This window comes from Nevskia ramosa DSM 11499, from assembly GCF_000420645.1.
Lineage (GTDB): Bacteria > Pseudomonadota > Gammaproteobacteria > Nevskiales > Nevskiaceae > Nevskia > Nevskia ramosa.
On the sequence record NZ_ATVI01000005.1, the window covers coordinates 403,359 to 429,904 of the forward strand.

The 26,546-nt window shown below is 63.8% G+C and carries 24 protein-coding genes; 11 read left to right on the plus strand and 13 right to left on the minus strand.

Annotated elements, in window-relative coordinates:
• Window positions 1-90 precede the first annotated feature (90 nt).
• From G513_RS0102575 to G513_RS21030, 6 genes are all read right to left on the minus strand, one after another.
• Window positions 91-1,875 carry a methanol/ethanol family PQQ-dependent dehydrogenase gene (locus G513_RS0102575; RefSeq protein WP_211219614.1) on the minus strand — a complete coding sequence of 595 codons (1,785 nt, stop codon included), beginning with the start codon at window positions 1,873-1,875 and terminating at the stop codon, window positions 91-93.
• A 523-nt stretch (window positions 1,876-2,398) separates the two neighbouring features.
• Window positions 2,399-3,235, minus strand: a complete 837-nt coding sequence (locus G513_RS0102580; protein ID WP_022975273.1) for a sialate O-acetylesterase — start codon at window positions 3,233-3,235, stop codon at window positions 2,399-2,401.
• Window positions 3,236-3,295: 60 nt separating this feature from the next.
• Window positions 3,296-4,324, minus strand: coding sequence for a hypothetical protein (locus tag G513_RS0102585; protein ID WP_022975274.1), 1,029 nt, complete (start codon window positions 4,322-4,324; stop codon window positions 3,296-3,298).
• Window positions 4,311-5,723: an MBOAT family O-acyltransferase gene (locus tag G513_RS0102590; protein WP_084711309.1), complete on the minus strand. Its 1,413-nt coding sequence runs from the start codon at window positions 5,721-5,723 to the stop codon at window positions 4,311-4,313. The genes G513_RS0102585 and G513_RS0102590 overlap by 14 nt, the downstream gene beginning before the upstream one ends.
• Window positions 5,724-5,956: 233 nt before the next feature.
• Window positions 5,957-7,153, minus strand: a complete 1,197-nt coding sequence (locus tag G513_RS0102595; RefSeq protein WP_022975276.1) for an acetyl-CoA C-acyltransferase — start codon at window positions 7,151-7,153, stop codon at window positions 5,957-5,959.
• Window positions 7,154-7,255: 102 nt separating this feature from the next.
• Window positions 7,256-7,726 (minus strand): hypothetical protein, encoded by a 471-nt coding sequence (locus tag G513_RS21030; RefSeq protein WP_022975277.1) that lies wholly within the window; start codon window positions 7,724-7,726, stop codon window positions 7,256-7,258.
• A gap of 243 nt (window positions 7,727-7,969) precedes the next feature.
• On the opposite strand from G513_RS21030, the gene G513_RS24620 reads away from it, so the two are divergent.
• Together G513_RS24620 and G513_RS0102615 are read left to right on the plus strand one after the other, a co-directional pair.
• Window positions 7,970-8,647 (plus strand): class I SAM-dependent methyltransferase, encoded by a 678-nt coding sequence (locus G513_RS24620; protein ID WP_084711310.1) that lies wholly within the window; start codon window positions 7,970-7,972, stop codon window positions 8,645-8,647.
• A 321-nt stretch (window positions 8,648-8,968) separates the two neighbouring features.
• On the plus strand, window positions 8,969-9,325 hold the full coding sequence (locus G513_RS0102615) for a hypothetical protein (RefSeq protein ID WP_022975280.1): 357 nt from the start codon (window positions 8,969-8,971) through the stop codon (window positions 9,323-9,325).
• On the opposite strand, the gene G513_RS0102620 is transcribed toward G513_RS0102615, so the two are convergent.
• Complete coding sequence (locus G513_RS0102620; RefSeq protein ID WP_022975281.1) at window positions 9,253-9,930, minus strand: TetR/AcrR family transcriptional regulator; 678 nt, start codon at window positions 9,928-9,930, stop codon at window positions 9,253-9,255. The genes G513_RS0102615 and G513_RS0102620 overlap by 73 nt on opposite strands.
• A gap of 143 nt (window positions 9,931-10,073) precedes the next feature.
• On the opposite strand from G513_RS0102620, the gene G513_RS0102625 reads away from it, so the two are divergent.
• Genes G513_RS0102625 through G513_RS0102635 form a run of 3 tightly spaced genes read left to right on the plus strand, consistent with a single transcriptional unit; the run spans window position 10,074 to window position 12,877 of the window.
• Complete coding sequence (locus tag G513_RS0102625; protein WP_022975282.1) at window positions 10,074-11,573, plus strand: flavin-containing monooxygenase; 1,500 nt, start codon at window positions 10,074-10,076, stop codon at window positions 11,571-11,573.
• 45 nt (window positions 11,574-11,618) lie between these two features.
• Window positions 11,619-12,458 (plus strand): SDR family NAD(P)-dependent oxidoreductase, encoded by an 840-nt coding sequence (locus G513_RS0102630; RefSeq protein ID WP_022975283.1) that lies wholly within the window; start codon window positions 11,619-11,621, stop codon window positions 12,456-12,458.
• Between the two features lie 59 nt (window positions 12,459-12,517).
• Window positions 12,518-12,877, plus strand: a complete 360-nt coding sequence (locus G513_RS0102635) for a YajD family HNH nuclease (RefSeq protein WP_022975284.1) — start codon at window positions 12,518-12,520, stop codon at window positions 12,875-12,877.
• Window positions 12,878-12,880: 3 nt separating this feature from the next.
• On the opposite strand, the gene G513_RS0102640 is transcribed toward G513_RS0102635, so the two are convergent.
• The gene (locus G513_RS0102640; protein WP_022975285.1) at window positions 12,881-14,065 is read right to left on the minus strand and encodes an HPP family protein; all 1,185 of its coding nucleotides are present in this window, start codon (window positions 14,063-14,065) and stop codon (window positions 12,881-12,883) included.
• Window positions 14,066-14,106: 41 nt separating this feature from the next.
• Complete coding sequence (locus G513_RS0102645; RefSeq protein WP_022975286.1) at window positions 14,107-17,493, minus strand: transglutaminase family protein; 3,387 nt, start codon at window positions 17,491-17,493, stop codon at window positions 14,107-14,109.
• Between the two features lie 143 nt (window positions 17,494-17,636).
• Between G513_RS0102645 and G513_RS0102650 the strand changes: the two genes are divergently transcribed.
• The 5 genes from G513_RS0102650 to G513_RS0102670 are packed head-to-tail and all read left to right on the plus strand — an operon-like array spanning window position 17,637 to window position 21,436.
• The gene (locus G513_RS0102650; protein ID WP_022975287.1) at window positions 17,637-18,686 is read left to right on the plus strand and encodes a Glu/Leu/Phe/Val dehydrogenase dimerization domain-containing protein; all 1,050 of its coding nucleotides are present in this window, start codon (window positions 17,637-17,639) and stop codon (window positions 18,684-18,686) included.
• A gap of 19 nt (window positions 18,687-18,705) precedes the next feature.
• Window positions 18,706-19,224, plus strand: coding sequence for a CinA family protein (locus tag G513_RS0102655; protein ID WP_022975288.1), 519 nt, complete (start codon window positions 18,706-18,708; stop codon window positions 19,222-19,224).
• A gap of 42 nt (window positions 19,225-19,266) precedes the next feature.
• A complete protein-coding gene (gene ubiG / locus G513_RS0102660) occupies window positions 19,267-20,004 on the plus strand; it encodes a bifunctional 2-polyprenyl-6-hydroxyphenol methylase/3-demethylubiquinol 3-O-methyltransferase UbiG (protein ID WP_022975289.1) in 738 nt (245 codons plus the stop codon).
• Window positions 20,005-20,009: 5 nt separating this feature from the next.
• Window positions 20,010-20,681 carry an HAD family hydrolase gene (locus tag G513_RS0102665; protein ID WP_033417095.1) on the plus strand — a complete coding sequence of 224 codons (672 nt, stop codon included), beginning with the start codon at window positions 20,010-20,012 and terminating at the stop codon, window positions 20,679-20,681.
• Window positions 20,681-21,436 (plus strand): SDR family NAD(P)-dependent oxidoreductase, encoded by a 756-nt coding sequence (locus G513_RS0102670; RefSeq protein ID WP_022975291.1) that lies wholly within the window; start codon window positions 20,681-20,683, stop codon window positions 21,434-21,436. Before G513_RS0102665 ends, G513_RS0102670 begins: the two co-directional genes overlap by 1 nt.
• 9 nt (window positions 21,437-21,445) lie before the next feature.
• On the opposite strand, the gene G513_RS0102675 is transcribed toward G513_RS0102670, so the two are convergent.
• The 4 genes from G513_RS0102675 to G513_RS0102690 form a co-directional block, all read right to left on the minus strand.
• Window positions 21,446-21,907, minus strand: a complete 462-nt coding sequence (locus G513_RS0102675; RefSeq protein WP_033417096.1) for a GNAT family N-acetyltransferase — start codon at window positions 21,905-21,907, stop codon at window positions 21,446-21,448.
• The gene (locus G513_RS0102680; protein ID WP_022975292.1) at window positions 21,904-22,245 is read right to left on the minus strand and encodes a 4a-hydroxytetrahydrobiopterin dehydratase; all 342 of its coding nucleotides are present in this window, start codon (window positions 22,243-22,245) and stop codon (window positions 21,904-21,906) included. Before G513_RS0102680 ends, G513_RS0102675 begins: the two co-directional genes overlap by 4 nt.
• Window positions 22,242-22,634, minus strand: a complete 393-nt coding sequence (locus G513_RS0102685) for an endonuclease domain-containing protein (RefSeq protein WP_022975293.1) — start codon at window positions 22,632-22,634, stop codon at window positions 22,242-22,244. The genes G513_RS0102680 and G513_RS0102685 overlap by 4 nt, the downstream gene beginning before the upstream one ends.
• A gap of 139 nt (window positions 22,635-22,773) precedes the next feature.
• Entirely contained in the window at window positions 22,774-23,943 is a 1,170-nt protein-coding gene (locus tag G513_RS0102690) for a cystathionine gamma-synthase (RefSeq protein ID WP_022975294.1), read from the minus strand.
• Window positions 23,944-24,249: 306 nt separating this feature from the next.
• On the opposite strand from G513_RS0102690, the gene G513_RS0102695 reads away from it, so the two are divergent.
• Window positions 24,250-26,292, plus strand: coding sequence for a TonB-dependent receptor (locus tag G513_RS0102695; protein ID WP_169560486.1), 2,043 nt, complete (start codon window positions 24,250-24,252; stop codon window positions 26,290-26,292).
• Window positions 26,293-26,546: the final 254 nt, after the last annotated feature.

Consider the following 26,546-nt stretch of genomic DNA (forward strand, 5'->3'; position numbering starts at 1 on the left):
TTGCGAGGCAAAAAAAGTGGCGCCACCGAGTTCATCGGTGGCGCCACCCGGTACTTCAGATGCTGCCGGGTCCGTGGACCCGATGACTGTTTATTCGCCGAGGGCGAAGACGGTCAGCGAGCCGCCCAGTTCCGTGTACTGCGCCAGTTCGCGATAGCCGCCCACTGCGCCAAGGCCGTCCGCATCCTTCTCGAGGCCCGCTGCCATGCCGATACCGGCCCAGCCGCCAATGCCCGAGTAGACGCCGACATACTGCTTGCCCTTGAACACGTAGGTGAACACGTTGCCGATGATGCCGGACGGAGTCTTGAACTTCCAAAGCTCCTTGCCGTCCTTCAGGCTGACAGCCTTCAGGTAGCCTTCCAGCGTGCCGTAGAACAGCACGTCGCCAGCGGTGGTCAGAGCACCCGACCAGACCGAGAACTTCTCCGGCTTGGACCAGACGATCTTGCCCGCGCCCGCATCCCAGACGGTGAAGTTGCCCATGCCGCCGTGGCTGTTCGGAGCCGGATACATCGCCAGGGTCGCGCCGACATACGGCTGACCTGCGGTGTAATCGACGGCGAACGGCTCATAGTCCATGCAGACGTGGTTGGTCGGGATGTAGAACAGGCCCGTCTTCGGGTTGAACGCCGCCGGCTGCTGATCCTTCGAGCCCAACGCCGCCGGGCAGACGCCCTTGGTGTTGACGTCCGGACCGTTCTGCGCGGTGGAGTACTTGGCGACGACCTGCGGACGGCCCGTCTTCATGTCGACGTTGGTCGCCCAGTTCACGGCCGGGTCGTACTTTTCGGCAACGAGCAAGGCGCCGTTGGTGCGGTCCAGCGTGTAGCCGAAGCCATTGCGGTCGAAATGCACGAGTGCCTTCGTGGCTTTGCCCTTGACCGGGATGTCGGCCAGGATCATTTCATTGATGCCGTCGAAATCCCACTCATCGTACGGGGTCATCTGATAGACCCACTTCACCTTGCCGGTGTCGAGGTCACGCGACCAGATGGACATCGACCACTTGTTGTCGCCCGGACGCTGCGACGGATTCCAGGTGGATGGGTTGCCCGAGCCGTAGAACACCTGGTTCAGCGCGCGATCGTAGCTATACCAGCCCCAGGTCGTGCCGCCACCGATCTTCCACTGGTCGCCCTTCCAGGTCGACAGCGAGGAGTCCTTCTTGACCGGCGTGACCTTGCCATCTTCCCAGGTCGTGGTCTTGCCCGGCTCGATCAGCATTTCCGCATCCGGACCGACGCTGTAGCCCTTCCAGGCCAGTTTGCCGTCCTTCAGGTTGTAGGCCGCGAGGAAGCCGCGAACGCCCCATTCACCGCCGGAAATACCGGTGATGACCTTGTCCTTGAAGATGTGCGGTGCGTTGGTGTTGACGGCACCCAGCTTCGGATCGCCATTCTTCACCGACCAGATCAGCTTGCCGGTCTTGGCATCGAGCGCGATCAGGTTCGAGTCAGCCTGCTGGAGCAGGATCTTGCCGTCGCCGAAGGCGAGGCCACGGTTGACCGTGTCGCAGCACATCTGCGGAATGACGGCCGGATCCTGCTTCGGCTCGTACTTCCAGACGATCTTCTGCGTTTCCAGGTCGTACGCGAACACCTTGTTCGGGAACGGCGTGTGGATATACATCATGCCGTCGATGACCAGCGGAGAACCTTCGTGGCCGCGGAGCACGCCGGTCGAGAAGGTCCAGGCCACCTGCAGCTTGTTGACGTTCTTGTCAGTGATCTGGCTCAGCTTGCTGTAGCGCTGGTTGTATTCATCGCCAGCCTGCGTGGTCCAGTTCTCGGGATTAGCCATTGCCTTGTCGAGATCGGCCGCGGCATGGGTGATGCCTGGAGCGACGACGAGGGCGAAGGCCGCCATTGCCATACTTGTCTTGTAGCGAAAATTCATTTGTTTTCTCCTCCGCATTTAAGAAATTACGGTTGCCGCTGTTCGATCACACCTGGGCCGCACTCTGCTGCAGCATCCGGCGCATCATTTTTGTTATCTCGAGATCTGGTGGGACATCGAGGATGTGTCACTTGAACCGACGCTGCGATGGACCCTCGCCGTATCGCCCTCAGTAACCGAACCCGGAAGCCCTTCAGCAACAGCCGTGCCACCATGGGCAAGCTTCCCGGAGGCGATTAAAAATCAACAAATACAATGGTTTGATAAGGCAAGCTATTGCTGCAGTCGCACAATTCCATGGGTGGTAAAAATCGTCTGGCGCAGTTTTGACCCAAGTGTTTCGGGGCGCGCTCGGGCTATGAGAGACGGCTTCGCCAGGTCGTCCTGATTGTTGCAATCGGAGGTCCGGGCAGGGGCTGCAGCATTGCCGCAGAACGGCATAGCCATCGGCGCGCGAGACACCGTCAACCGATCGGCAACGACGGACACCCGCCGACGCTCAACCAGGCTGGTAGCGCGCTGCAATCGAGATCTGGTCCCGCCAGAGCGCTGCCGCTTTTTCCTGGCCGGCTTTCGACAGATGACAGCCGTCGTACCGAAAATCGTCGCCGAGCGTGTCGGTATCGGCACCGGAAAAAAACCCCTTGCCGGGATCAACCAGGCCTCGCTGCGCGGCCGCCAGCACCTCATCCTGGTCCCTGGTATGGCAGCGCGTGTGTACCGCGATCAACACCCGGGTATTGCCGGGCATCGTTCCGGGCAGCACCCCGTAAGGAGCGATCGACTGCATCATTCCCATGAAGTGGGACTGATAGGCCTCCGCGGTTGTCCCGCGATCAGCCGAGCCCTGGTGCCAGAGCAGGTACGAAATCTCGAAGCCGGCGTCGCGGGTGAATCTCACAGCCTCCGTCAGGCGCTCGTTCAGGCTGCCACCCGCATCCCATTGCGCAACGCTGCTGTTACCGACGCCGATCGTCACGAAGGCCGTGTACGGCATCAGCCTGCTAGGCAGCGCGTCACCAAGGTAGGACCACATGCTGCCGAGCGTCCCGTCTGCGCCGGCCATGGGATCGCGAGCTTCGAAGCAACGTCCCTGATAGATGTTGTAGCTGGGACGCTCAGGCGTGTAAGACGCTTGATTGAAATTGGAGGCGATCGATTGGCCGAATGCCAGAAACACCACGGGCCGTACAGCAAGCAGTTCGCTGCATCGGACTTCGCGCCGGCCTTCGGGCGTGGTGCCGATCACCTCAAGGCGCGCGGGCAATAGCGCGTCCGAGTCGATCTCGCGATCGCAGCCAGGCGACAGGCTGGTAATGCAGAGCAAAGCCGCCATCCCGGAGCGCCGCCGACCGACCAAGGAGCACAAACGCCGAATCACGCCGTTCGATCCCGATTATCGAGAAGCAACGCCGAGCAGCAACTGAACGGCATGGATGAGCGGCTCGCTGTTGAGCGTCGCATTGGCTCGAAGCATGTGGGCATTGGTGTCGCAGAACTGAGTGGCGTCACTGTTCAACTGCCAGTTCCGGTTCGGGTGGATGAAGCTGGCGGAGTCGAACTGCTTCATGACCGCCACAACCTGGGCCTCCCATCGGCTGCGGTCCTTTTCATGGATCAAGACAGTCGGCAGCGTGAAGAGCACTTTCACGCCGCGCCGATTCATTCTTCTTTCGAAGTCGTCGGCTAGTTCCGTGAAGCCTTGGGAGCGTTCCAGCAGCTTCGGATCGAATTCGAGGGGCTTGGCGTTGGATGTTTGTGTGCAGTCGATCCAGTCGCCCTGATGGTTGATGACCACGGAGTGATGATTGCCGGGCAAACGCAATGCATGGTCTTCGGCGTTGCCGGTTCCTTCCAGGCTTTCGATCACCGGCGCCGAGGAGTGCCACTGAGCGTAGGTTTTCAAGCCGTTCAGCAAGGTCAACTCGTCGAACAGCGACATCAGCGGGATGTGAAACGAGCCTTGCGGCAGCGACAGATCAACGCCATGCATCGGCAGGTACCAGTCTCCGCCGGCAAGCTTCGTCAAGCTTGCGTTGGGCGTGCCGTCGCGATGAGTCAGAAAGCTGAGTGCCGAGATCACTACGATATCTCCCGGGCGCGCTCGCGCTTCCACCACGGCGAACATGTTCCGGACGTCCAGGCCTTCCGAAAGCAGTCCGAGGTTGTAGACCGGCAAGCCGATCTGCTTGGAGATGTAGGCCGAGTCGAAACTGCTGAGCGCGTTCGAGCCGCCTCCGATCAGTATTCTCGGGCCATCTCCCGAATTCATCCGCAGGTCGAGTTTCGCGCGCGAATCTGCCAACGCGGATACCGCGGATCGGTCGTCGGCCTCGTTCAACCAGCCCTTCATCAGGCAGGAGATCGGTACAGCGATGGCGATGAGCAGCCACAGCGCGAGCTTGCTGGCCTTACTGGCGCGCATAGATCATGCCCTCCGAGCCATTGCTGGCCATCAGCACCATGACGACCACGACCACCAGCATTCGCCAGCCCATGAACAGCGAATAAGCCGGCAGCTTGCGTCGCACGTTCTGCCATTCGGTGAACAGCACGAAGCCCAAGGCGGCCAGCAGCATCTGCCAGGTGCCAGGCGAGGCGAGGCTGAGCAGCCGCTGCAGCGTTGCCGATGGATCCCCGACGATGGCCAGCCATTGCATCGGATCGGCCAGCGTGCCGAACTTGGTCAGCAGACGCGGCAGGTTGTCGTCCATGAACAGCAGGCGCCCGAACAGCAGCACGGTGAAGAAGGCCAGCCAGCCGACGAGCTTGGGCCAGCGGTAGTGCCTCAGCACATTGGCGTAGAGCAGGAAGGCGGAGGCGTGGAATAGCCCCCAGAGGAAGAAATTCGCGGTGATGCCATGCCAGGCGGCAGAGACCATGAAGACGAGCAGCGGTGCGTAATGGAACCAGCGCGCGCCGATGCCGGATTCGCGGAACGGTCCGTAGACGTATTGATGGAACCAGCGGCCGAGGCTGATATGCCAGGCACGCCAGAAGTCGCGGACGTTGCCGGCAAAGAACGGGTGATTGAAGTTCAGCGTCAGTTCCGGACCGAGCATCAGGCTGATGCCGTAAGCCATCAGGCTGTAGCCGCATAGATCGAAGTAGACGCGCAGCTCGAAAGCGATGATGCCGGTGGACAGGGTCAGCGCATCGTTGGCCAGGTCGGGGAAGTAAAGGCGGGCCAGCAGGCGGCCGATGATGAACTTGTAGAACGCACCCAGCACGACCCAGCGAGCACCGCGATCGATGCGCGCCCAATCGAGCGAGAAACGAAAATTCCCGAGCACGCCAAGAAACGCAGGTTGCTCGATCGGTCCACTGAGAAACTTCGGAAAGTAGATGACGTAAAGCAGATACAGGCTGAAGTCCGGCTTCAGACGGCGCCCTCCCAGTACTTCGGCATTCACCGCGGCCATCGACAGGGCGTAGAACGGCAGACCCAGCGTGACGGCCCACTGGTCGATCAGCTGAGCCGAATTGCCGGTCAGGGTGCCGACGGCGCCAGTCAATTCAAGGCTGACGAAGCCGATGATCCAGATGGCCCAGTTGCTGCGGACCAGCCAGGCGCGGGTGCGTTCCTGATCGATGGCTCGATCGATCCAGGACTGGCCAGCCGTCAAGCTGCTGTAGCTGGTCGCAACGGTCAGCAGGATGAAGGCGAGGATCGGCGTGGAGCCGGCGAGCACCGCCAGCGCCACTGCCGAAATGCCGATCAGCCCACAGCGATGGCCGAGGGCACTCGGGCTATCGCTGAATGCGATCGCACCGGTCTGATGGAATCCCGGAGCTGCGCGAGGAACAAGCCTGGCCTCAGACATGGATTTGCTACTCGGCAGAATCGCGCGGGACGTGCGCCTGCCGTCTTTGCAACTCCTGTTCCACGAGCAGCAGCCTTCTTGCCACAGATCGGGTCGCCGATCGCGACCCTGTTTCTAGTGGTTACAGGAGCTTGCGCTGTCTGCGTGAACCAGACCCGCGACAAGAAATCGTCACCTGATCTTCTTCCGTCACGGCCGATCCGTCACGGATCAGCCGTGACGGCGATCACCGCTCAAATCATCTCGATCGCCAGCGCCACCGCTTCGCCGCCACCGATGCACAGCGAGGCGATGCCGCGCTTGCCGCCGGTCTTCTTCAGCGCGCCGATCAGGGTAGCGAGAATACGCGCGCCGCTGGCGCCGATCGGGTGGCCGAGCGCGCAGGCGCCGCCATGGATGTTGACCTTGTCGTGCGGCAGGCCGTGTTCCTTCATCGCCGCCATCGTCACCACGGCAAAGGCTTCGTTGATTTCCCAGAGGTCGACGTCGGCGGCTTTCCAGCCGAGCTTGTCAAGCAGTGTGCGGATCGCGAACACCGGGGCGGTGGCGAACTCGCCCGGCAGGCGAGCATGCGAGGCGTGGCCAAGGATGCGGGCCAGCGGCTTGAGTCCGCGCTTGCTGCTCTCGGCTTCCGACATCACGACGACGGCAGCGGCGCCATCGGAGATGCTCGACGAGGTCGCAGCGGTGATCGTGCCGTCCTTCTTGAAGGCTGCTTTCAGGGTCGGAATCTTGTCTGGACGGCCCTTCGCGGGCTGCTCGTCATGGCGGATAAGCTCTGGTCCGCTCTTGCCGGTGACTTCGACTGGCGTGATCTCGAAATCGAAAGTGCCGTCCTCGTTGGCCAGCTTCGCGCGGGCCAGCGACGCAACGGCGAAGGCATCCTGTTCCTCGCGCGTGAAGCTGTACTGGCTGGCGCAGGTTTCGGCGAACAGGCCCATCGACTTGCCGCGCTCGTAGGCGTCTTCGAGGCCGTCCATGGCCATGTGGTCGTAGATCGTCGTCGCGCCGTAGCGCACGCCGCTGCGGCCCTTCGGCAGCAGGTGCGGGGCGTTGGTCATCGACTCGAAGCCGCCGGCGACCATGATCGTGTTGGTACCGGCGTTGATCAGATCATTGGCCAGCATCACGGCCTTCAGGCCGGAGCCGCACATCTTGCTGATCTGGGTCGCGCCGACGGAGTCGGGCAAGCCTGCGCCACGGACAGCCTGGCGAGCAGGGGCCTGGCCCTGGCCAGCGATCAGGCAGCAGCCGAGGATCGCTTCCTGAACGTCGGTCGGCGCGATGCCGGCGCGTTCGACGGCCGCCTTGACGGCAATCGCACCAAGCTGAGCGCCACTGAACGGAGAGAGCATGCCCAGCAAGCCGCCCATCGGCGTGCGGGCGATCGAAACGATGACCACGGAATCGTGGCCGGCAACTGATGACATGGTGACTCCGCAGATGATTGGGCAGGTGCGGAGATTATCGCCGAAGGTCTGAGCCTACGGACTCGCCGAAGGTTGGGGCGAGCCCTCAATTTCAGATCGAGATCACTTCACTTCTTCTTCGATCGCGCTGACTTTCTTGTCCGTGAACACCACGCGCACATGATCGCGTTCCTGACGGGTGTTGCTGCTCAGGTAATACGGATAGAAGCCGGCGCCCGGCCCGTAGAAGCCCGATCCGTAGAAACTGTTGAACGGATAGGCGAAGCCACGATGGTAGAAGCCGGTGTACAGCGGCGCGCCCAGCTGATCTTCGTAGCGCGTATAGCGCCAGACCAGGCTGACGCCGTTGGCATCAGTACGCTGGGTGATCCGGTCCGGTTCGCCCATCGCCAGCTTCACCGCAGTTTCATCGAAGCCGATGCCGATCTTGCCGGCCTTGATCAAGGCCTGCTGTTCCGCCGGTAGCGAATTGAAGGCTTCCGGGTTCTTGTCGATGCGCGTCTGCGGCGACGCACAAGCCACCAGCAGCAGCGCCATGAGGCCGGGAACGAACAGACGGAACGAGCTTTTCATCGAGACACCCTCGGGGCGGGAACAGCTTGCTGGGCAACAGCTTACAGACCGCGGCGGCGATCGGAGAGTTCAGGGTTCGGGATCGCCAGCAGCGAGGTCACTGCTGCATTCACGGCAAGCGACAGGAGCGGGTGCGCTGCTTGTTTACAAATGCAAATGATTATCATTAAATAGATCGAACAAACCGCAGCGAAGCGAAGCCGCTAGCCAGCCGGACCCCTGTCTGCACAAGGAGGGCTGGTCATGCCGATTACAGATTCAGGTGCGTTACGCGGTATCGGCTGCGTTGCTCCTCACTCGATGCCGATGGCCGGCGATCGCTTGCTTCAGCATCGGCCACAGGCATTTCTGGATGCGCTGTACCAGTCAGCCCGGGCACCTTTGTGGCGTTTGCGCCGGACCGAAAGTTTGCTGTCGGCGGAGTCTGGCCGGCTGTTGCGGCAGATGGTCGATGTCAGTGCCGCGCGGCTGGTGGTGGCTTTGGGTAGCGCCGATGGCGTAGCCGCCGTCTGGCTGGCCGATGCGCTGAGGGAAGCGGCGGGTGGCCGTGGCGATCGCGCCCTGATCGCTTTCGAGCGTGATGCAGACGCCGCACAGCGAGCGCGTGCGGCGCTGCGTGGCGCTGGCATTTCCCGCTATGTCGATATCCGCTGCGACAACCCGACGCGGCTGCTCGGCGAGCTCGACACGCCCATCGACCTCGTGCTGCTGCTCGACAGCTTCGATACCGAGGCGACAGCGCTGCTGCCGCAACTGACCGCCAAGCTCCGGCCCGGCGGCATCCTGATCGTCCCGCAGATCCAGCGACGGCGGCGAGCCCTGGCCGGCTGGCTGGCTACCGTTCGCGCGCCAGACGGCCCTTATCGCAGCCTGAGCTTGCCGATCGACGGCGGTCTCGAATGGTCGGTGAAACAAGCATGAACAATTTCGGATTCGTCTCTCTTACGCCACGTGCGCGCCTCCATGAAACCACGCGCCGTGTCGTATTCCGTCTCGTCTCGTTGAGGAGTTCGACGACGGCTTTCTATTCCTCAAGCTTGGCCATTTGCACGAGGGCTGGCTGATGTGCGGACGTTGCGAGTTGTGTCCGCCAGCCGCCGAAGGTGACCGCAGCAAGTGCGGAAAGCTGGCTGCCACTGTCAGAACCGACGCGTCGGTACAGCCGAAATCGGAGCGCCTGGAAGCGCTGCTGGCGCGACGGAAAATCCAGGAGCCGGCGCAGCCGGCAACCACGGGTTTGCCGTGAGCCACCTTTTCAGTCCGATCGCCGATGCGCCGCTGCTGCTGATCGCGGCAGTCTGGTTGAGCAGCGGCCTGCGCAATCGCGATCCTTCAGCAAGGCTCGAACTGCTGGCCGCCAGCCTGATGCTGGCGTCGGCCTCCGCCGTGCTGTGGAACGCACTGGGCGGCGCTGCGGTGATGTGGACTATCGGATTTTCGCACCTGGCGCTGGTGCTGGTGGCGATCGTGGTCGCTGGGCTTGGTCAGGCGATTCCGGCCGAAGGATTCGCCCTGCGCAGCGCCCGTTATGCCGCCGGCGTCGGCTTGTCGGGCGTCGTGCTCGCGGCCAGCTTGGGCCAGTACGCACCAAGCGCCTGATAGATCGCCAGGCAGTTGCGCAGCACCACATCGAACGGCGTCTTCAGACCCTCGCGCACCCAGTGGGTCGCGATATGGATGTTGGAACCGAGCAGGCCACTGGCGATCAGGTCGAGGTCGACGCCGCGCGAAGCGGCGTCCGGAAACAGCTGATCGATGAAGCGGCGGGTCAGCTCCATGTACTCGCGGGTGATCTGGCCGGAGATCTGCTGCACGTCATGACTGATGCTGATCGCATCGATCAGCATCACCCGCGCGCGTCGGGGATCGTCCCGGATGAACTCGAGCAGCACGCGCAGGGCAGCGCCAGCCAACACGTCGATCCGGCCGCTGCTGTCCGAGGTGCTGCTGTTGGTATTCGCCGCGATCAAGGCGGCAAGCGTGGCCTGCTTCAGCTGGCCGTTCAGCTGCAGGTACAGCGCGCTGAACAGCGCTTCCAGGCTTTTGAAGGATTCGTAGAAGTAGCGTTCGGTAAGCCCGGCGCCGGCACAGATTTCCCGAACCGTCACCGCGTGGAAGCCGCGGGTGCCGAAGGCTTCCAGCGCGGCCACCAGCAGCAGCGCCCGGCGCTGGGCGACGCGATCCTGCATCGGCAGGCCTTTCATCGGCCGCAGTTTCGGTGTCGAGATCGGGGCAGCGATCCGACGTCTCGGAGAGAGTTGATTTTCTTTCATGGCGACATATTGACATCAAACGTTGTCAAAAGTTAGATTGACAACGTGCATTGTCAAACACGAGGAAAGAACAGATGGCGTACGACGCGGGCAAACCGAACGAGAACAAGCAGATCCTGATCATCGGCAGCGGCTTCGCCGGCCTGTGCATGGCGATCAAGCTGCGCGAACAGGGCATCGAAGACTTCCAGATCCTGGAGCGCGGCGACGATGTCGGCGGCACCTGGCGCGACAACCATTACCCGGGCTGCGCCTGCGACGTGCAGTCGCACCTCTATTCGTTCTCGTTCGAACCGAACCCGGAGTGGACGCGGATGTTCGCGCGCCAGCCGGAGATCAAGGCCTATCTCGAAAAGTGCGCCGCGAAGTACGATCTGCGCCGCCACATCGTGTTCGGCGCCAACGTCCAGAACGCCCGTTATGACGAAGCCGCTGCGACCTGGACGGTGAAGACCGCCGACGGCCGCAGCTTCAGCGGCCGCGTGCTGGTGTCCGGCATGGGTGGCCTGTCGAATCCGGCGATGCCGAACGTCAAGGGCCTGAACTCTTTCAAGGGCAAGGCCTTCCATTCGGCGCACTGGGATCATAGCTACGACCTCACCGACAAGCGCGTGGCCGTGATCGGCACCGGCGCCAGCGCCATCCAGTTCGTGCCACAGATCCAGAAAACGGCGAAGCGCGTCGACCTCTACCAGCGCACCGCGCCGTGGATCATGCCGAAGCCGGATCGCGAGATCGGCCCGACTGAGCGCCGCCTGTACAAGGCGCTGCCGGCGCTGCAGAACGCTTACCGCACGGCGATCTACTGGATGCTGGAATCACGGGTGCTTGGCTTTGCCGTCAACCCGAAGCTGATGACGATGGTCGAAGGTGTTGCCCGTGGTCACATCAAGCGCCAGATCAAGGACCCGGCGCTGCGCATCAAGGTCACGCCGGATTACACGATCGGCTGCAAGCGCATCCTGATTTCCAATGATTACTACCCGGCGCTGGCTCAGGCCAATGTCGAAGTGATCACCAACGACATCGTCGAAGTACGCGCCAACTCGGTGGTCGACAGCGCCGGCAACGAGCGTGCGGTTGACGCGATCATCTACGGCACCGGCTTCAAGGCGCAGGACCCGATGCCGCGCGGCACCGTGTTCGGCACCGGCGGCGTCGATCTGCTCGATGCCTGGAAGACGGGCCCCGAGGCCTACCTCGGCCTGTCGGTCGCCGGCTTCCCGAACTTCTTCATGCTGGTCGGCCCGAACACCGGCCTCGGTCACAACTCGATGGTGTTCATGATCGAGTCGCAGGTCGCCTACGTGATGGACGCGCTGAAGACCATGCGCAAGCAGAAGCTGCGCGCCGTCGACGTCAAGCCGGATGCGCAGGTGACGTTCAACAAGGGCATTCAGGGACAGCTCTCGAAGACAGTCTGGACCTCCGGCTGCAAGAGCTGGTACGTCGACGCCAACGGCAAGAACACCACGCTGTGGCCCGGCTTCACCTTCATCTACCGCGGCAAGACGCGCCGCTTCCCGGCGACCGCCTACCGGCTGGAACGCGATAGCACGACAGTTGCCGCCTGATCCATCACGCCTGCAAGAACAACCAAAAGAACGAGAAAAGACACGATGAAATCATTTGCCAACAAGGTCGCCGCGATCACCGGCGCAGCGTCCGGCATGGGCCGCGAACTGGCGCTGGAACTGGCCGCCAAGGGCTGTGCGCTGAGCCTGTCCGACGTCAACACCAAGGGTCTGGAAGAGACCGCGAAAATGGCCAAGGCCAAGGGTGTGAAAGTCACCACTGCCAAGCTCGACGTTGCCAGCCGCGAGGCGGTCTACGCCTGGGCCGAGCAGACCGCCAAGGATCACGGCGGCGTCAACCTGATCTTCAACAACGCCGGCGTCGCACTCAATGCGCCGCTGGACGCGATCTCCCAGAAGGATTTCGAGTGGATCGTCGACATCAACTTCTGGGGCGTGGTCTACGGCAGCCAGGCGTTCCTGCCGTACCTGAAGGCCAGCGGTGACGGCCACATCATCAACACCTCGAGCCTGTTCGGCCTGATCGGCACGCCGGGCACCGGCGCCTACTCGGCCACCAAGTTCGCGGTGCGCGGCTACACCGAATCCCTGCGCATCGAGCTGGACATGATGAACTGCGGCGTCAGCGCCACCTGTGTGCATCCGGGCGGCATCCGCACCGAGATCAACCGCAGCGCCCGCATCGCCGAAGGCACCGAAAAGCTGTTCGGCGTCAGCGGTGAAAAGGCGCGGGACAAGTTCGACAAGCTGCTTAACCTCACCTCGGCGAACAAGGCAGCGCGGATCATCCTGCGGGCGGTGGAGAAGAACTCACGCCGCGTGGTCGTCGGCCCGGATGCCAAGTTCATGGACATTCTCGTGCGTCTGCTCGGCTCGGCCTACCAGCCGCTGATCGCTGCCAACACCAAGCGCATGCTGCGCTGACCGATTTGCGCGACTGCCGTCCTGAGTGACGGCAGTCGCGCAGCCGCTAAACTGCCGGCATGAGCACCAACAAGACGCCGGACCGGTCGAAGCTCGACCAGATCATCATCGACACCCGGCGCAATGCCGACGCCCGCGAACTCGGCTACCGGGAGCAGGCGCTGAAGTTGTATCCCTGGGTCTGCGGCCGCTGCGCCCGCACCTTCGAACGCGCCAACCTGCGCGAACTGACCGTGCATCACCGCAACCACAACCACGACGACAATCCGTCCGATGGCAGCAACTGGGAACTGCTTTGCCTGTACTGCCACGACAACGAACATCAGCGCTATATCGACAAGACCACGGTCGGCAACGCCAAGGACAAGCTGTCGACCGGCAATCCGTTTGCCGATCTGAAGTCGCTGCTGAAGAAGTAGCGACTAGCGGGCTACGGCCTGCTCCGGCTCGATGACCCGAGCCAAAGCCCGGACGAAATCCGACTGCGTGATGATGCCGACCAGCTTGCTGTCGGCATCGACGATCGGCAGATGGTGATGACCATCGGCCGAGAACGAAGCGACGAGGTCGACGATCAGCCGATCCTCGCGGGCCACACGCACTCTGCGGGTCATGATCTGGCCGACCACTTCCGGCTTGGTCGATAGCAAGGTGCCGGTGCTGCGCACCAGTTCCTTCACTCGCTCGCCCAGCCCCTCGTGAGCATCGAGATTGGCCTGGCGCAGGAAATCCGCCTGGGTGACGATGCCGGCGATGCGGCCGCCACGATCGGTCACCGGCAGTGCTTTGACGTGATGCCGGCGCATCAGCGCCCAGGCGTCCTGCAAGCCATCGCCGAACTGCACCGTGACCGGCTCGCGCGACATGATGTCGGCGCAGCGCAGCCCGCCGAACAGGCGGTGGTAGGCATTCAGCTCGGTTTGGCGCAGCAGGCCTTCAAGGTCGTCGCGGCTGACGTCGAGCACCTCGTTGTAGCGGGCGAGGGCCTTGTCGAAATCCGCCGAATTGAAGCGTGACGGAATCTCGCCGGCCGGCGCTTTCGCCGGCTGTTGCGAGTGCGGATAGCGGCGGCCAGTTGCCCGGTGGAATGCGCTGCCTGCGAGCACCAGCAGCAAGGTATTGACAGCGACCGGGAACAGCGCGAAGCGGAAGTCATGAACCTGCAGCAGCACCGCGGTCAGCGCTACCGCGCCGCCCGGTGGATGCAGACAACGCAGGCTGAACATCGCGGCGATCGACAGGCTGGCGGCCAGTGCGGCGACCACGAAAGCCGGCTCGCCGATCCAGCGCACGCAGGCGATGCCGACCACTGCCGAAACCGTGTTGCCGGCGACGGCCGCCCAGGGCTGGGCCATCGGTCCCGCGGGTGCTGCGAACACCAGCACCGCCGAAGCGCCGAGCGAGGCGACCATCCAGACGCCATCGATGCCGGCAACGCCGGCCAGACTATGGCTCAGCAGCGCGGCGAGGCCGACACCGATCGCGGCACCGGCCACCACGCGCAGCCGCTCGCGTCCGGCCAGGGTCACCGGAGCCGGCAGCAGCGACAGGAAAACGTTCTTGATCGCTCCGGCCAGCGGAGCAGAAGGAGTGGGCGACGAGTTCATCCGCGCAGTTTATCGCGCGGGTCTCGTCGCCCCCCGTTGGCTTACAGCCCGTTCGGTCGCCGCAGATCCAGCGTGTGCGGATAGTCCGGGTTGATCTTTTCCTCGGCCGGCCAATACGGGTTCGGCGTGTGGCCGAACGGCGTGAAGCGGCTCAGGAAGCGCGCTTCGGCCTCGTAGGCGTTGACCGGGAAGGTTTCGTAATTGCGGCCGGCCGGGTGGGCGACGTGGTAGGTGCAACCAGCGACCGGACGCTTGTTCCAGGCGTCGTAGAGATCGAATACCAAAGGCGTATGGACGCCGATCGATGGATGCAACGCCGATGGCGGATGCCAGGCGCGATAGCGCAGGCCGGCCACGTATTCGCCCCTCACGCCGGTGTTCAGCAGCGGCAGGCGACGGCCACCGGCGGTGACGAAGTGACGGCCCTCGGTCAGCCCGGTGACTCTCACCTGCAGACGCTCCATCGACGAATCGACATAGCGCGCCGTGCCACCGACGGCGTTCTCCTCGCCGAGCACCGGCCAGGGCTCCAGCGCGTGGCGGATTTCCAGTTCGACCTGGCCGTGACGCACGGCGCCATGGCGCGGGAAGCGGAACTCGAAGTGCGGCGCGAACCAGTCGAGCTTGAACGGGAAATCGGCGCGATTGAGATCGCCCACCACTTCGCCGAGATCGCTCCAGACGTAGTGCGGCAGCATGAATTTGTCGTGCAGCTGTGTGCCCCAGCGAACCAGCGGCTGGGTGTAAGGCTGCTCCCAGAACCAGGCGATCAGGGACCGCAGCAGCAGCTGCTGGGCCAGGCTCATCTGGGCGTGCGGCGGCATCTCGAAAGCGCGGAATTCGACCAGGCCGAGACGGCCGGTCGGGCCATCCGGCGAATACAGCTTGTCGATCGAGATTTCGGTGCGATGGGTGTTGCCGGTGAGATCGGTCAGCAGGTTGCGCAGGGTGCGATCGATCATCCACAGCGGCACCTGCTGGCCGGGTGGCGGCAACTGGCTGAGCGCGATTTCAAGCTCGTAGAGTGCGGAATCCTGCGCTTCGTCGATGCGCGGATGCTGCGACGTGGCACCGATGAACAGACCCGAGAAGAAGTACGACAGCGACGGATGGTTCTGCCAGTAGCGGATCAGCGAACCGAGCACGTCCGGCCGGCGCAGGAACGGCGAATCGGCCGGCGTGGCGCCGCCGACGACGAAATGGTTGCCGCCACCGGTGCCGACCGAGCGGCCATCGATGAGGAATTTCTCGGTGGCCAGACGGGCCAGCCGCGCTTCCTCGTAGACGGTCAGCGTGGTTTCGCGCAGCTCTTCCCAGCTGTGCGAAGGATGGATGTTGACTTCGATGACGCCCGGGTCCGGTGTGACCTTGAGGACGTTGATGCGGTGATCGTTCGGCGGCGAATAGCCTTCGATGCGCACCGGCGTGTCGAGTTCGGCCGAGGCATCCTCGATCGCCGCGACCAGCTCCAGATAATCCTCGATCGACTCGGTCGGCGGCAGGAACACGCAGAGATGGCCTTCGCGCGGTTCCACCGTCAGCGCAGTGCGGACGTTGCCACCTTCCAGATAGGCGCCACGGCGCACCGGTTCCGGCTGGTCCTCCTCGGCAGTCAGACGCTGGCGACGCTCGCGCAGACGAGCGGCGATGTCGGTTTCGGCTTCCTCGCGCTTTTCGCCGGACGATTGCAGGAACGGCTGGCGGCGGCCATCGAAGGCCGGCAGCGGCTTCGCGGTCTGGAAATCGACCGCCATCGGGTCATACGGAATCAGGGTCGGGAAGCGCGACGGCGGCAGCCAGGGCAGGGCATCGAGCGGCAGACGGAAGCCGATCGGCGAATCGCCCGGGATCAGGAACATGCGCTTCTGGCGAAAGCTCCAGCGCTCGGAAATCCAGGCGCGTGACTGCCAGCGCTGCACCGGCAGCGCGTAGCCACGCGGCACGTCCAGCCCGCGCTCGAAGACCTTGGCGAGGCGCGAGCGCTCTTCCGGGTCCTTCAGTTTGCTGTCTTCCGGCAGCACGTTGTCCGGCAACTGGCGCTCGCGGTGCAGATAGAAGAACGCGTCCTCGTAACCGGGCACGGCGTTTTCGGGGCTCACTTCGAGCCGGTTGGCGATGCCGCGCACCAGCAGCGCCGCGGCTTCGATGGTCGGCTTGGTCTTGCCCTCGGCGAGATCGGTGCGAACGATCGGCTTGCCGTCGCCACGCCAGTACAGCGCATAGGCCCAGCGCGGCAGCGATTCACCTGGATACCACTTGCCCTGGCCGTAGGTCAGCAGACCGCCGCCTTTCTCGGCCGGCGCGAAACGGTCACGCAGACGGCGGATCAGGATGTTGGCCAGCCCCTGCTTGGTCGGGCCGACAGCCGCGATGTTCCACTCCTCGCCCTGCATGTCGTCGATCGAGATGAAGGTCGGTTCGCCGCCCATGGTCAGGCGCACGTCGCCGGCCTTGAGCCGGGCATCGACGGCCAGGCCCAGCGTGTCGATCGCCTTCCACTGCGTCTCTGTGTACGGCTTGGTCACCCGCGGCGATTCGAACAGGCGGGTGACGATCATCGAATGGCCGAACTCGGTATCGAGATCGCCCTTGCCTTCGAAGCTCATCGAGCCGGTGATCGGTGCCGCACTCGATGGTTCCGGCGTTGCGCACAGCGGAATATGGCCTTCGCCGGTCAGCAGGCCCGAGGTCGGGTCGAGGCCGACCCAGCCGGCGCCAGGCAGATAGACCTCGCACCAGGCGTGCAGATCGGTGAAATCGTGATCGGTGCCGGACGGGCCATCGAGCGATTTCACGTCCGGCGTCAGCTGGATCAGGTAACCGGAAACGAAGCGCGCGGCCAGCCCGAGCTGACGGAAGATCTGCACCAGCAGCCAGCCCGAATCGCGACAGGAACCTGAGGCCAGGGTCAGCGTGTCTTCCGGCGTCTGCACGCCGGGTTCGAGGCGGATCAGGTAGCTCACCGCTTCCTGCACGCGGCGGTTCAGTTCGACGATGAAGTCGATGGTGCGAATCTCTTCCTTCGGAATCGCCCGCAGGAACTCGGCGAGGCGCGGCGTGGCCGAGCCATGCTTGAGATAGGGCTTGAGATCTTCCTTCAGCGCCTCGTCATAGGTGAACGGGAAGGTCTCGGCCTTTTCCTCGATGAAGAAGTCGAAGGGGTTGTAGATCGACATGTCGGCAACCAGGTCGACCGTCACCTTGAACTCGGTGACCTTGTCTGGGAACACCACTCGGGCCTGCCAGTTCGCAAAGGCATCCTGCTGCCAGTTCAGGAAGTGGCCTTCCGGCTCGACCTTCAGCGAGTACGACAGCACCGGTGTGCGGCCATGCGGCGCTGGCCGCAGACGGATGATCTGCGGCGACAAGGTCACGCGCCGGTCGTACTGGTAGGTCGTTTCGTGGTGCAGGACGGCATGGATCGACATGAGGCGAGTCGGCGGTTCCGGAGGGTGGGTTCGATTGTGACGCAAGAAGAACGCCGTCGCGTCGAGGTGGGTCGAAAGCGCGCGTTGATCGTTGGTCCGCCGTTCGCCGGTAGACTCGTGACAAACATTCACGGTGTTCTTCCATGTCGGTCTTTTCCCACCCCGAATTCGATGGCCACGAGCATGTGGCCTTTCATCACGATCAGGCCTCCGGACTGCGCGCGATCATTGCCGTGCACAGCACCCGGCTCGGCCCCGGCCTCGGCGGCTGCCGCATGTGGCCGTATGCCTCTGATGCCGAAGCGCTGACCGACGTGCTGCGCCTGAGCCGCGGCATGACCTACAAGGCAGCACTCGCGGGGCTGCCGCAGGGCGGCGGCAAGTCGGTGATCCTCGGCGACCCTCGCCACGACAAGAGCCCGGCCCTGATGCGCGCCATGGGCCGCTTCGTCGAATCCCTGAACGGCCGCTATATCGTTGCCGAAGATTCCGGCACCAGCGTGCCGGACATCCGCCTGATGGCCGAGCAGACCCGTCACGTCGGCGGCCTTGCCGATGCCGCCTCGATCGCCGCCGGCCGCAGCGGCGACCCCAGCCCGGCAACTGCGCTCGGCGTGTTCATCGGCCTGCAGGCGGCGGTGCGCGCAGCGCTGGGCCGTGACGATCTGCGCGGGCTCAAGGTCGCGATCCAGGGTGTCGGCAATGTCGGCTACCGGCTCGCGCGTCATCTGCACGAGGCCGGTGCCAAGCTCTGGGTGACCGATCTGCATCAGCCCGCCGTCGACCGCGCGGTGGCCGAGTTCGGCGCGACGGCGGTGGCGATGGAGGCGATCCATGCGCTCGATGTCGACGTGTTCGCACCTTGCGCGCTCGGGGCCGTGCTCAACGAAACCCGCATTCCGCAGATCAAGGCCAAGGTGATCGCCGGTGCTGCGAACAACCAGCTGGCCAAGCCGCGCGATGGCCAGCGGGTGCTCGATCACGGCCTGCTCTACGCGCCGGACTACGTGATCAACGCCGGCGGCATCATCGACATCCACTACGAAGGTCCGGGATACAACGAAGCGGTGGTCCACGCCCATCTGCAGCGGATCGGCACCACCCTGACCGAAATCTTCACCCGTTCCTTCGCGACCGAACGCCCGACCGGCGAGATCGCCGACGCGATGGCGGAAGCCATCTTCCGCGCCTGAGCCCGAACGCATCGATCCCATGACTGCCACGATTCCCGACGACGCAAGCCTCAACACGCTGGCGGCCAGCCTCGGCCAGAAACTGCTGGCCCGCGGCGAAATGATCGGCACCGCCGAGTCCTGCACCGGCGGCCTGATCGCCAAGCTGATGACCGACATCGCCGGCAGTTCCGGCTGGTTCGAGCGCGGCATCGTCAGCTACTCGAACAGCGCCAAGCAGGAACTGCTCGGCGTGGCAGTGGAGACCATCGAGACGTTCGGCGCAGTCAGCGGCCCCACAGTGATCGCGATGGCCGACGGTCTGAAAGCACGTGCGCCGGTGCAGTGGACGGTTTCGGTCAGCGGCATCGCCGGACCCGGCGGCGGCGTCGCCGGCAAGCCGGTCGGCACCGTGTTCATCGCCTGGGCCGGGCCGGACATCGCCACTTCATCGAGCCGCTATCAGTTCGACGGCGATCGTGACGCCGTGCGCCGCCTCACTGCCGAAGCTGCGTTGAAGGGTCTGCTCGATCTGCTCGACGCGGCTGCTGCTGCCTGATCGCCCGGCAGGCCGCCGGCCGTCGTTTGGTAAACTCGCGCCATGAGCAGAACTGATTCCGGCAACGTCGATCACGACGAAATTTCCCGCTTCGAAGCGCTGGCCGCCCGCTGGTGGGACCGCGCAGGCGAGATGGGCGCGCTGCACGTCATCAACCCGCCGCGGATGCGTTACATCCAGCAGCGTACGGGTGGCGCGAGTGCTTCGATCAAAGGCAAGCGCACGCTCGATGTCGGCTGCGGCGGCGGCATCCTGACCGAAGCGCTGGCGATCGCCGGTGCCGATGCGCTAGGCATCGATCTGGCCACCGCGTCGATCGAAGTCGCCAGGCTGCACGCCGAAGAAGCCGGGCTGAAGGTTGGATATGAAGTGGTCAGTGCGGAAGCGCTGGCCGGGCAGCAGCCGGAGAGTTTCGATCTGGTCTGCTGTCTGGAAATGCTCGAACATGTGCCGGACCCGGCCGAGACCATCGAAGCTATCGCCCGTCTGGTCAAGCCGGGCGGCGATGTGGTGTTCTCGACCATCAATCGCAATCCCAAGTCTTACGCGCTGATGATCGTCGGCGCCGAATACGTGGCCCGCATTGTGCCGCGCGGCACTCATGACTACGCCAAGTTCATCCGGCCGTCCGAGCTGGATCGCTGGGCCCGCAATGCCGGCCTGGTACCACAGGATGTCATGGGCTTGCGCTACAACCCGCTGCTGAAGTCGGCCTCGCTGAACGCCAGCGACATCGACGTCAACTACCTGATGCACTGCCGGAAGCCGGCCGAGGACTGATCGTTTTGAATCCCAATACTCACTGTGTGCTGTTCGATCTGGACGGCACGCTCGTCGATAGCGCGCCCGATCTCGGCTATGCCGCCAATCTCGTTCGCGAAGCGCAGGGGCTGCCGCATCTGCCGCTGTCCGACTACCGCCCGCAGGCTTCCAACGGTGCGCGCGGCCTGCTGAAAGTGGCGCTGAACATGACCATGGATCATCGGGACTACGAGGACCGCAAGGCCCTGTTCCTGAAGTTCTATCAGGCCAATCTGACCACCCATAGCCGGCTGTTCGATGGCATTGCGGATTTGCTGGCGGCGCTCGACCAGGAAGGACTCAAGTGGGGCATCGTCACCAACAAGGCTGGCTGGCTGGCCGAGCCGATGGTCGCGCAACTCGGCTTTCCCGCCACCTGCGGCTGTCTGGTCGCCGGTGATTCGACGCCGCACCCGAAGCCGGCACCCGATGGCCTGCTGCTGGCCGCGCGGAAGATCGGCATCCAGCCCGAGCACTGCATCTATGTCGGTGACGATCTGCGCGATGTCGTCGCCGGCCGTGCCGCCGGCATGATGACGATCGCCGCCGGCTGGGGCTACCTCGGTGCCGAGCCGGACCTGTCGATCTGGAAAGCCGACGCGATCGCCCATGTGCCGGCCGATGTGCTGGCGCTGATCCGGCCGCGAGTGGGCTGATGAGTGCAGCGATTCCTGCTGGCTATACGCCGGCTGCCGGCCTGCTTCAGGGCCGGGTTGTTCTGATCACCGGCGCGGGGGCTGGCCTGGGCCGCGCCACCGCGCTGGCGGCCGCTCGGTTCGGCGCGACGGTCATCCTGCTCGGCCGCACGGTGAAGAAGCTCGAAGCAGTGTTCGACGAGATCGAAGCCGCCGGCGGACCGCAGCCGGCGATCTATCCGATGAACCTGGCCGGTACCACCTGGGCCGATATCTTCGAACTCGCCGAAACCGTCGAGCGCGAGTTCGGCCGGCTCGACGGTCTGGTCCACTGCGCCGCGCACTTCAAGGGCTTCACGGCGATGACCGAAGAAGCGCCTAAGGACTGGCTGGAAGGCCTGCAGGTCAACCTCACCGCAGCCTATTCGCTGACTCGCCAGTGCCTGCCGCTGCTGCAGCAGGCCCGCGACGCCAGCATCGTCTTCGTCACCGACGCCGTCGGCCGCGAGCCGAAAGCCCTGCGCGGTTCCTATGGCGTTGCCAAGTACGCGCTCGAAGGCCTGGTCAAGGGCTGGTCGCAGGAACTCGGCGCCACGCCGGGCCTGCGCATCAACAGCTATGACCCGGGCGCGATGCGCACCGAACTGCGCGCCCGCGGCTTCGTTGCCGAGGAAGTACAGAAGCTGCCGGGGCCGGACGCTGCCGTGGCGGGCCTGCTGTATCTGCTCGGTCCGGACAGCGCAGGCATCAACGGCCAGGCTTTGTCCCGTAGCTGATTCGTAGCGCTAGCGATCCAGCCGCATGTCGATGTGCCAGATACCGTCTTCGAGATAGGGCACGTCGATCTGCACGAAACCGAGGCTTGCGTAGAAGCGATCCAGACGCTGCTGTGCTCCGATGCGGATCGGCGCGCCAGGATGATGCTCGCGAGTCAGCCGCAAGGCTTCCAGCATCAATGCGCGGCCGAGTTGCAGCCCGCGTGCTTGTGCCGAGGTGATGACCCGGCCGATGGAAGCTTCCGGATACTTCACGCCCGGCGCCAGCAGCCGGGCGTACGCCAGCAGTTCCCCGTCAGCGTTGGTGCCGCAGAGATGCGTGCACGCCGGATCGAGGCCATCCATGTCCGGGAACACGCAGTTCTGTTCGACGACGAAGATCTCGCTGCGCAGACGCATCGCGGCATAGAGCAGATCGTTCGACCACTCGTTCCAGCGCCACAGGCGCCAGTCGATGACGGCTGCCGTCATACCAGCAGGGCGTCGGTCTTGGCCGCGCAGATGAAATCGTTCTCCGACAAACCGTCGATCGCGTGCGTCCAGTAGCGGATGTCGCAGTTCTTGTAGTCGAAGGCGATATCCGGGTGATGGTCGTCGTGAATCGCGATGTACGCCGCCGCGTTGACGAAGCTCAGCGTGCGGAAATAGTTCTTGAACTCGAAGTGCCCGTGCAGCTTGCGGCCGTCTTCGGAAAGCGTCCAGGCCGGGCCCAGCCGGGTCATGAACTCGGCGGCTTCGGAGGGCGTCAACGGCGCAACGCCGCCTTCGCAGGGAACGCAGCGGCGCTGGGCGAGGGTAGGGGTGGTCATCTGATTTCTCGTTGGACTCCTTCCCCCGCGAGCGGGGGAAGGTCGGGATGGGGGCGTTGCAGCGTAGACAAAATCGCGTCGACGACAGCATCAGTTTCGACAAGTGCCTGAGTATTCCAGAAGCGCAGCAGCCTGAAGCCTTGGGCCGCGAACCAAGCATCTCGCAAGGCATCGCGGCTGCTTTCGAGATGCTGACCGCCATCGACCTCGACGATCAAATACGCTTCCAGACAAGCGAAATCAGCGATGTAAGGACCGATCGGAACCTGGCGGCGAAACTTGCAGCCTTCGAGTTGCCGGCCGCGCAGACGTTGCCAGAGCTTCTGTTCGGCGTCGGTCAGGGCTTTACGGAGTGTTTTCGCGTGCTGCTGGGATTTTGCATTGCGCATGACCGTTCCTTCCTAAAGCCGCTGGTCTCCTTCCCCCGTTCACTTGGGAAGGCCGGGATGGGGGCGTCTGACTTCAGCGCCACCGCCCAACCGCCCCCTCCCCAGCCCTCCCCCGTGAACGGGGGAGGGAGCAAGTCGATCAGTTCAGCGCATGGGAGAGGTCAGCCCGCAGATCCTCGACATCCTCGACGCCTACCGACAGCCGGCACAGCGTGTCGCTGATGCCGAGCGCGGCGCGGTTCTCGGCCGGGATGCTGGCGTGGGTCATGATCGCCGGGTGTTCGATCAGGCTTTCGACGCCGCCCAAGCTTTCGGCGAGCGCGAACAGATGGCAGCGTTCCAGGAAGCGCTTGGCATCTTCGAGCCCACCGCGCAGTTCGATCGCGATCATGCCGCCGTAGCCGCGCGGCATCTGCTTCTTCGCCAGCGGATGCTGAGGGTGCGAGACCAGGCCGGGGTAATGAACCTTGGCGATCTTCGGATGGGTTTGTAGCCAGCCGGCCAGTTCCAAAGCATTCGAGCAATGGCGCTCCATGCGCAGCGCCAGTGTCTTGACGCCGCGCAGCGCGAGGAAGGCATCGAACGGCCCGGCGATGGCGCCGACGGCGTTCTGCAGGAAGGTCAGGCGTTCGGCCAGATCAGCATGGTCGCCGACCACCAGCATGCCGCCGACCATGTCGCTGTGGCCGTTCAGATACTTGGTGGCCGAGTGCATGACCAGATCGAAACCGAGTTCGATCGGCCGTTGCACGTAGGGGCTGGCGAAGGTGTTGTCGGCAGCGGCGATCAGCCCGTGGCGCTTGGCGATCGCAGCGATGGCCGACAGGTCGGCCAGTTTCAGCATCGGGTTGGTCGGTGTCTCGACCCAGATCATCTTGGTTTCTGGGCGGATCGCCGCTTCGACCTTGGCCGGATCGCGCAGGTCGACGAAGGAAAATTTCAGCCCGGCCGATTTCGCCCGCACCCGTTCGAACAATCGGTAGCTGCCACCGTATAGATCATCGCTGGCGATGATGTGATCGCCGGGCGCGAACAGGTCGAGCACCGTCGCGGTCGCCGCCAGACCCGAGGCGAAGGCGTAGCCGTGCGTGCCGCTTTCCAGATCGGCCACGCAGCGCTCGTAGGCGAAGCGGGTCGGGTTCTGGCTGCGCGCGTACTCGTAGCCCTTGTGAACGCCGGGGCTTTCCTGGACGTAGGTCGAGGTCGCGTAGATCGGCGGCATGATCGCGCCGGTGGTCGGATCCGGGCTCTGGCCGGCGTGGATCACGCGGGTCGCGAAGGCGTTGCGTGCTGGGGTCTGGGTGGTCATGGCGTGGCGTTTTTTGAGGTCAGGACTGCGACCACGTTAGCGCGCTGACCGAGCTTCTGCGCGCGGCTGCAGAAAGTTCGTCTTCGCTGCATCGGCTTTCATCAATCTGTCGTATGACATCGTATATAAACGTCATACCGTCGAATCGACCAAGGCTGCCGCTGTCAGGCAGACCTGGGCTCGCCGACGCGTCGCCAGGCCGGGCACAGGCCGAACAGGGTGGGGCAAATGGTTGATCACGTGAAGCGATTGATGAAGGGGGCCAGGAGACGAGCCCGGCAGGCTGGACTGGCGAGCATTGCAGGATTGTCGGGATTTTCAGTGCACTTGGCGGAAGCCGCCGGCGTGCCGGGCGAGGCGGTGCAGCTCGATACCGTGACGGTGAGTGCCGACGAACTGGTCGGCGAGGCCGACTCGGCGACCATCGGCACCGTCTATTCGGAGCAATTCGAGAACCGGCCGATTTCGCGTACCGGCGAATTGCTGGAAGTGGTACCGGGCCTGATCGTCACTCAGCACAGCGGCGAGGGCAAAGCCAACCAATACTTCCTGCGCGGCTACAACCTCGATCACGGCACCGACTTCGCGGTGTTCGTCGACGGCCTGCCGGTCAACATGCCGACCCACGCCCACGGCCAGGGTTATGCCGACAACGGCTTCTTCATTCCCGAGCTGGTCGATTCGATCGAGTACCGGAAAGGCCCGTACTACGCGCAGTACGGCGATTTCTCGGCCGCCGGTGCCGCCGATATCCGCTACAAGGAAAAATTTGATCAGAACCTCGTCGAAGCCACCGGCGGCGCCTACGGTTATGGCCGCTTGCTGTCGGTCGGTTCGATCAAGGCGGGTTCTGGCAACCTGCTGTACGGCCTCGAGTACGTGCACTACGACGGCCCCTACGATCTCGGCCAGAACTTCAACAAGGGCAATCTGGTGCTGCGCTATTCGCAGCACTACGAAGGCGGCAGCTATCACCTGGCGGCTACCGGCTATTCGACGCGCAACCTGTCGCCGGACCAGATTCCCGAACGCGCCGTCGATCAGGGCTTGATCGGCCGGCTCGGCTTCATCGATCCCACCGACGGTGGCCGCAGCCACCGGGTGAATTTCTCCGGCGGCTTCGAGCAGCAGCTCGGGCCGGGCACCTTGAAGCTTGATGCGTACGCTTTCCGCTACCGGCTCGATCTGTTCTCGAATTTCACCTACTTCCTCGACGATCCGGTCAACGGCGACCAGTTCGAGCAGTCGGACAAGCGCAACGTCTATGGCGGCAATCTCAGTTACAAGCTGACCAACCAGCTGCTCGGCCTGGAATTCCACAATGAGATCGGCGCGCAGACGCGCTATGACGACATCGACGACGTCGGGCTGTATCTGACCAAGGCACGGGAGCGGCTCGATACGACGACGGTCAGCGACGTCAAGGAATGGATCGGCTCGGTCTACGCGCAGACCAACGTCCATCTCAGGTCCTGGCTGCGCGCCAATGTCGGCGCCCGGTTCGACTCGATCAACTTCGATGTCGTCAACAACAATCCGCTGAACACCGGCAAGGCTTCGGACACTTTGATCAGCCCGAAAGGCGCGCTGATCTTCGGCCCCTGGGCGAAGACCGAGTTCTTCATCAACGCTGGCCAGGGCTTCCACTCGAACGATGCTCGCGGTGCGACGCAGACCATCGATCCGCGCAGTGGTGATGCGGTGGATCCCGTGACGCCGCTCGCCGCGGCGCGCGGCATCGATCTCGGCATGCGCACGGCGCTGATCCCGAATGTGCAGGTGGCCGCCAGCGTCTTCCGGCTGCGCTCGGATTCAGAACTGGTCTATGTCGGCGACGCCGGCACCACGGAGCCCTTCGGCGCCACCGAGCGTTACGGCGGCGAACTGGCGATCTACTGGAAGCCGATCAAGCATCTGGTCGTCGACAGTGATCTGGCCTACACCAAGGCCCGCTTCCGGGAGCAGCAGCTCGATGGAGACGGCAACGCCATCGGCAAGCGGGTGCCGCAGGCGGTGCAGGGCGTTGCGGCGCTGGGCGTGACCTACACGAGCCCGCAAGGCTGGGACACGGCGCTGCGCGTCCGTTACTTCGGCCCGCGTCCGCTGGCCGAGGACAACAGCGTCCAATCGAACTCGACGACGGTGGTCAATATCGGCGCCGGGTACCGGATCAATCGCCGCTTCAGGATCAGCGGCCAGATCAACAATCTGTTCGATTCGAAGGATCACGACATCGATTACTTCTACACCTCGCGTCTGCAAGGCGAGCCGGCGGCAGGTGTCGACGACACCCATTTCCACCCGATCGAGCCGATCAACGGCCGGATCACACTCAGCTATTCATACTGACGCGCACCGGCTGCCGCAAAACGCTTAATCCGACTCCGATGTAATTTGAGCCGCCCGTGAGGCGGCTTTCTTTTTTCAAGCAACGACTGCGGCCGGAAGCTTGGGCTGAGCGCGTGTCAGTGTGGTGACGCCGCTTCATCCGCCGAATGCTGCCGTTCACCGCGCGCGATGCGCAGAGCGCTTCCGGCGGTGAGATAAAGGCTTCGCTTTCTCCCCCGATGAAGCGTTGGCCGCCGAAAGGCGGCTTTTCTTTT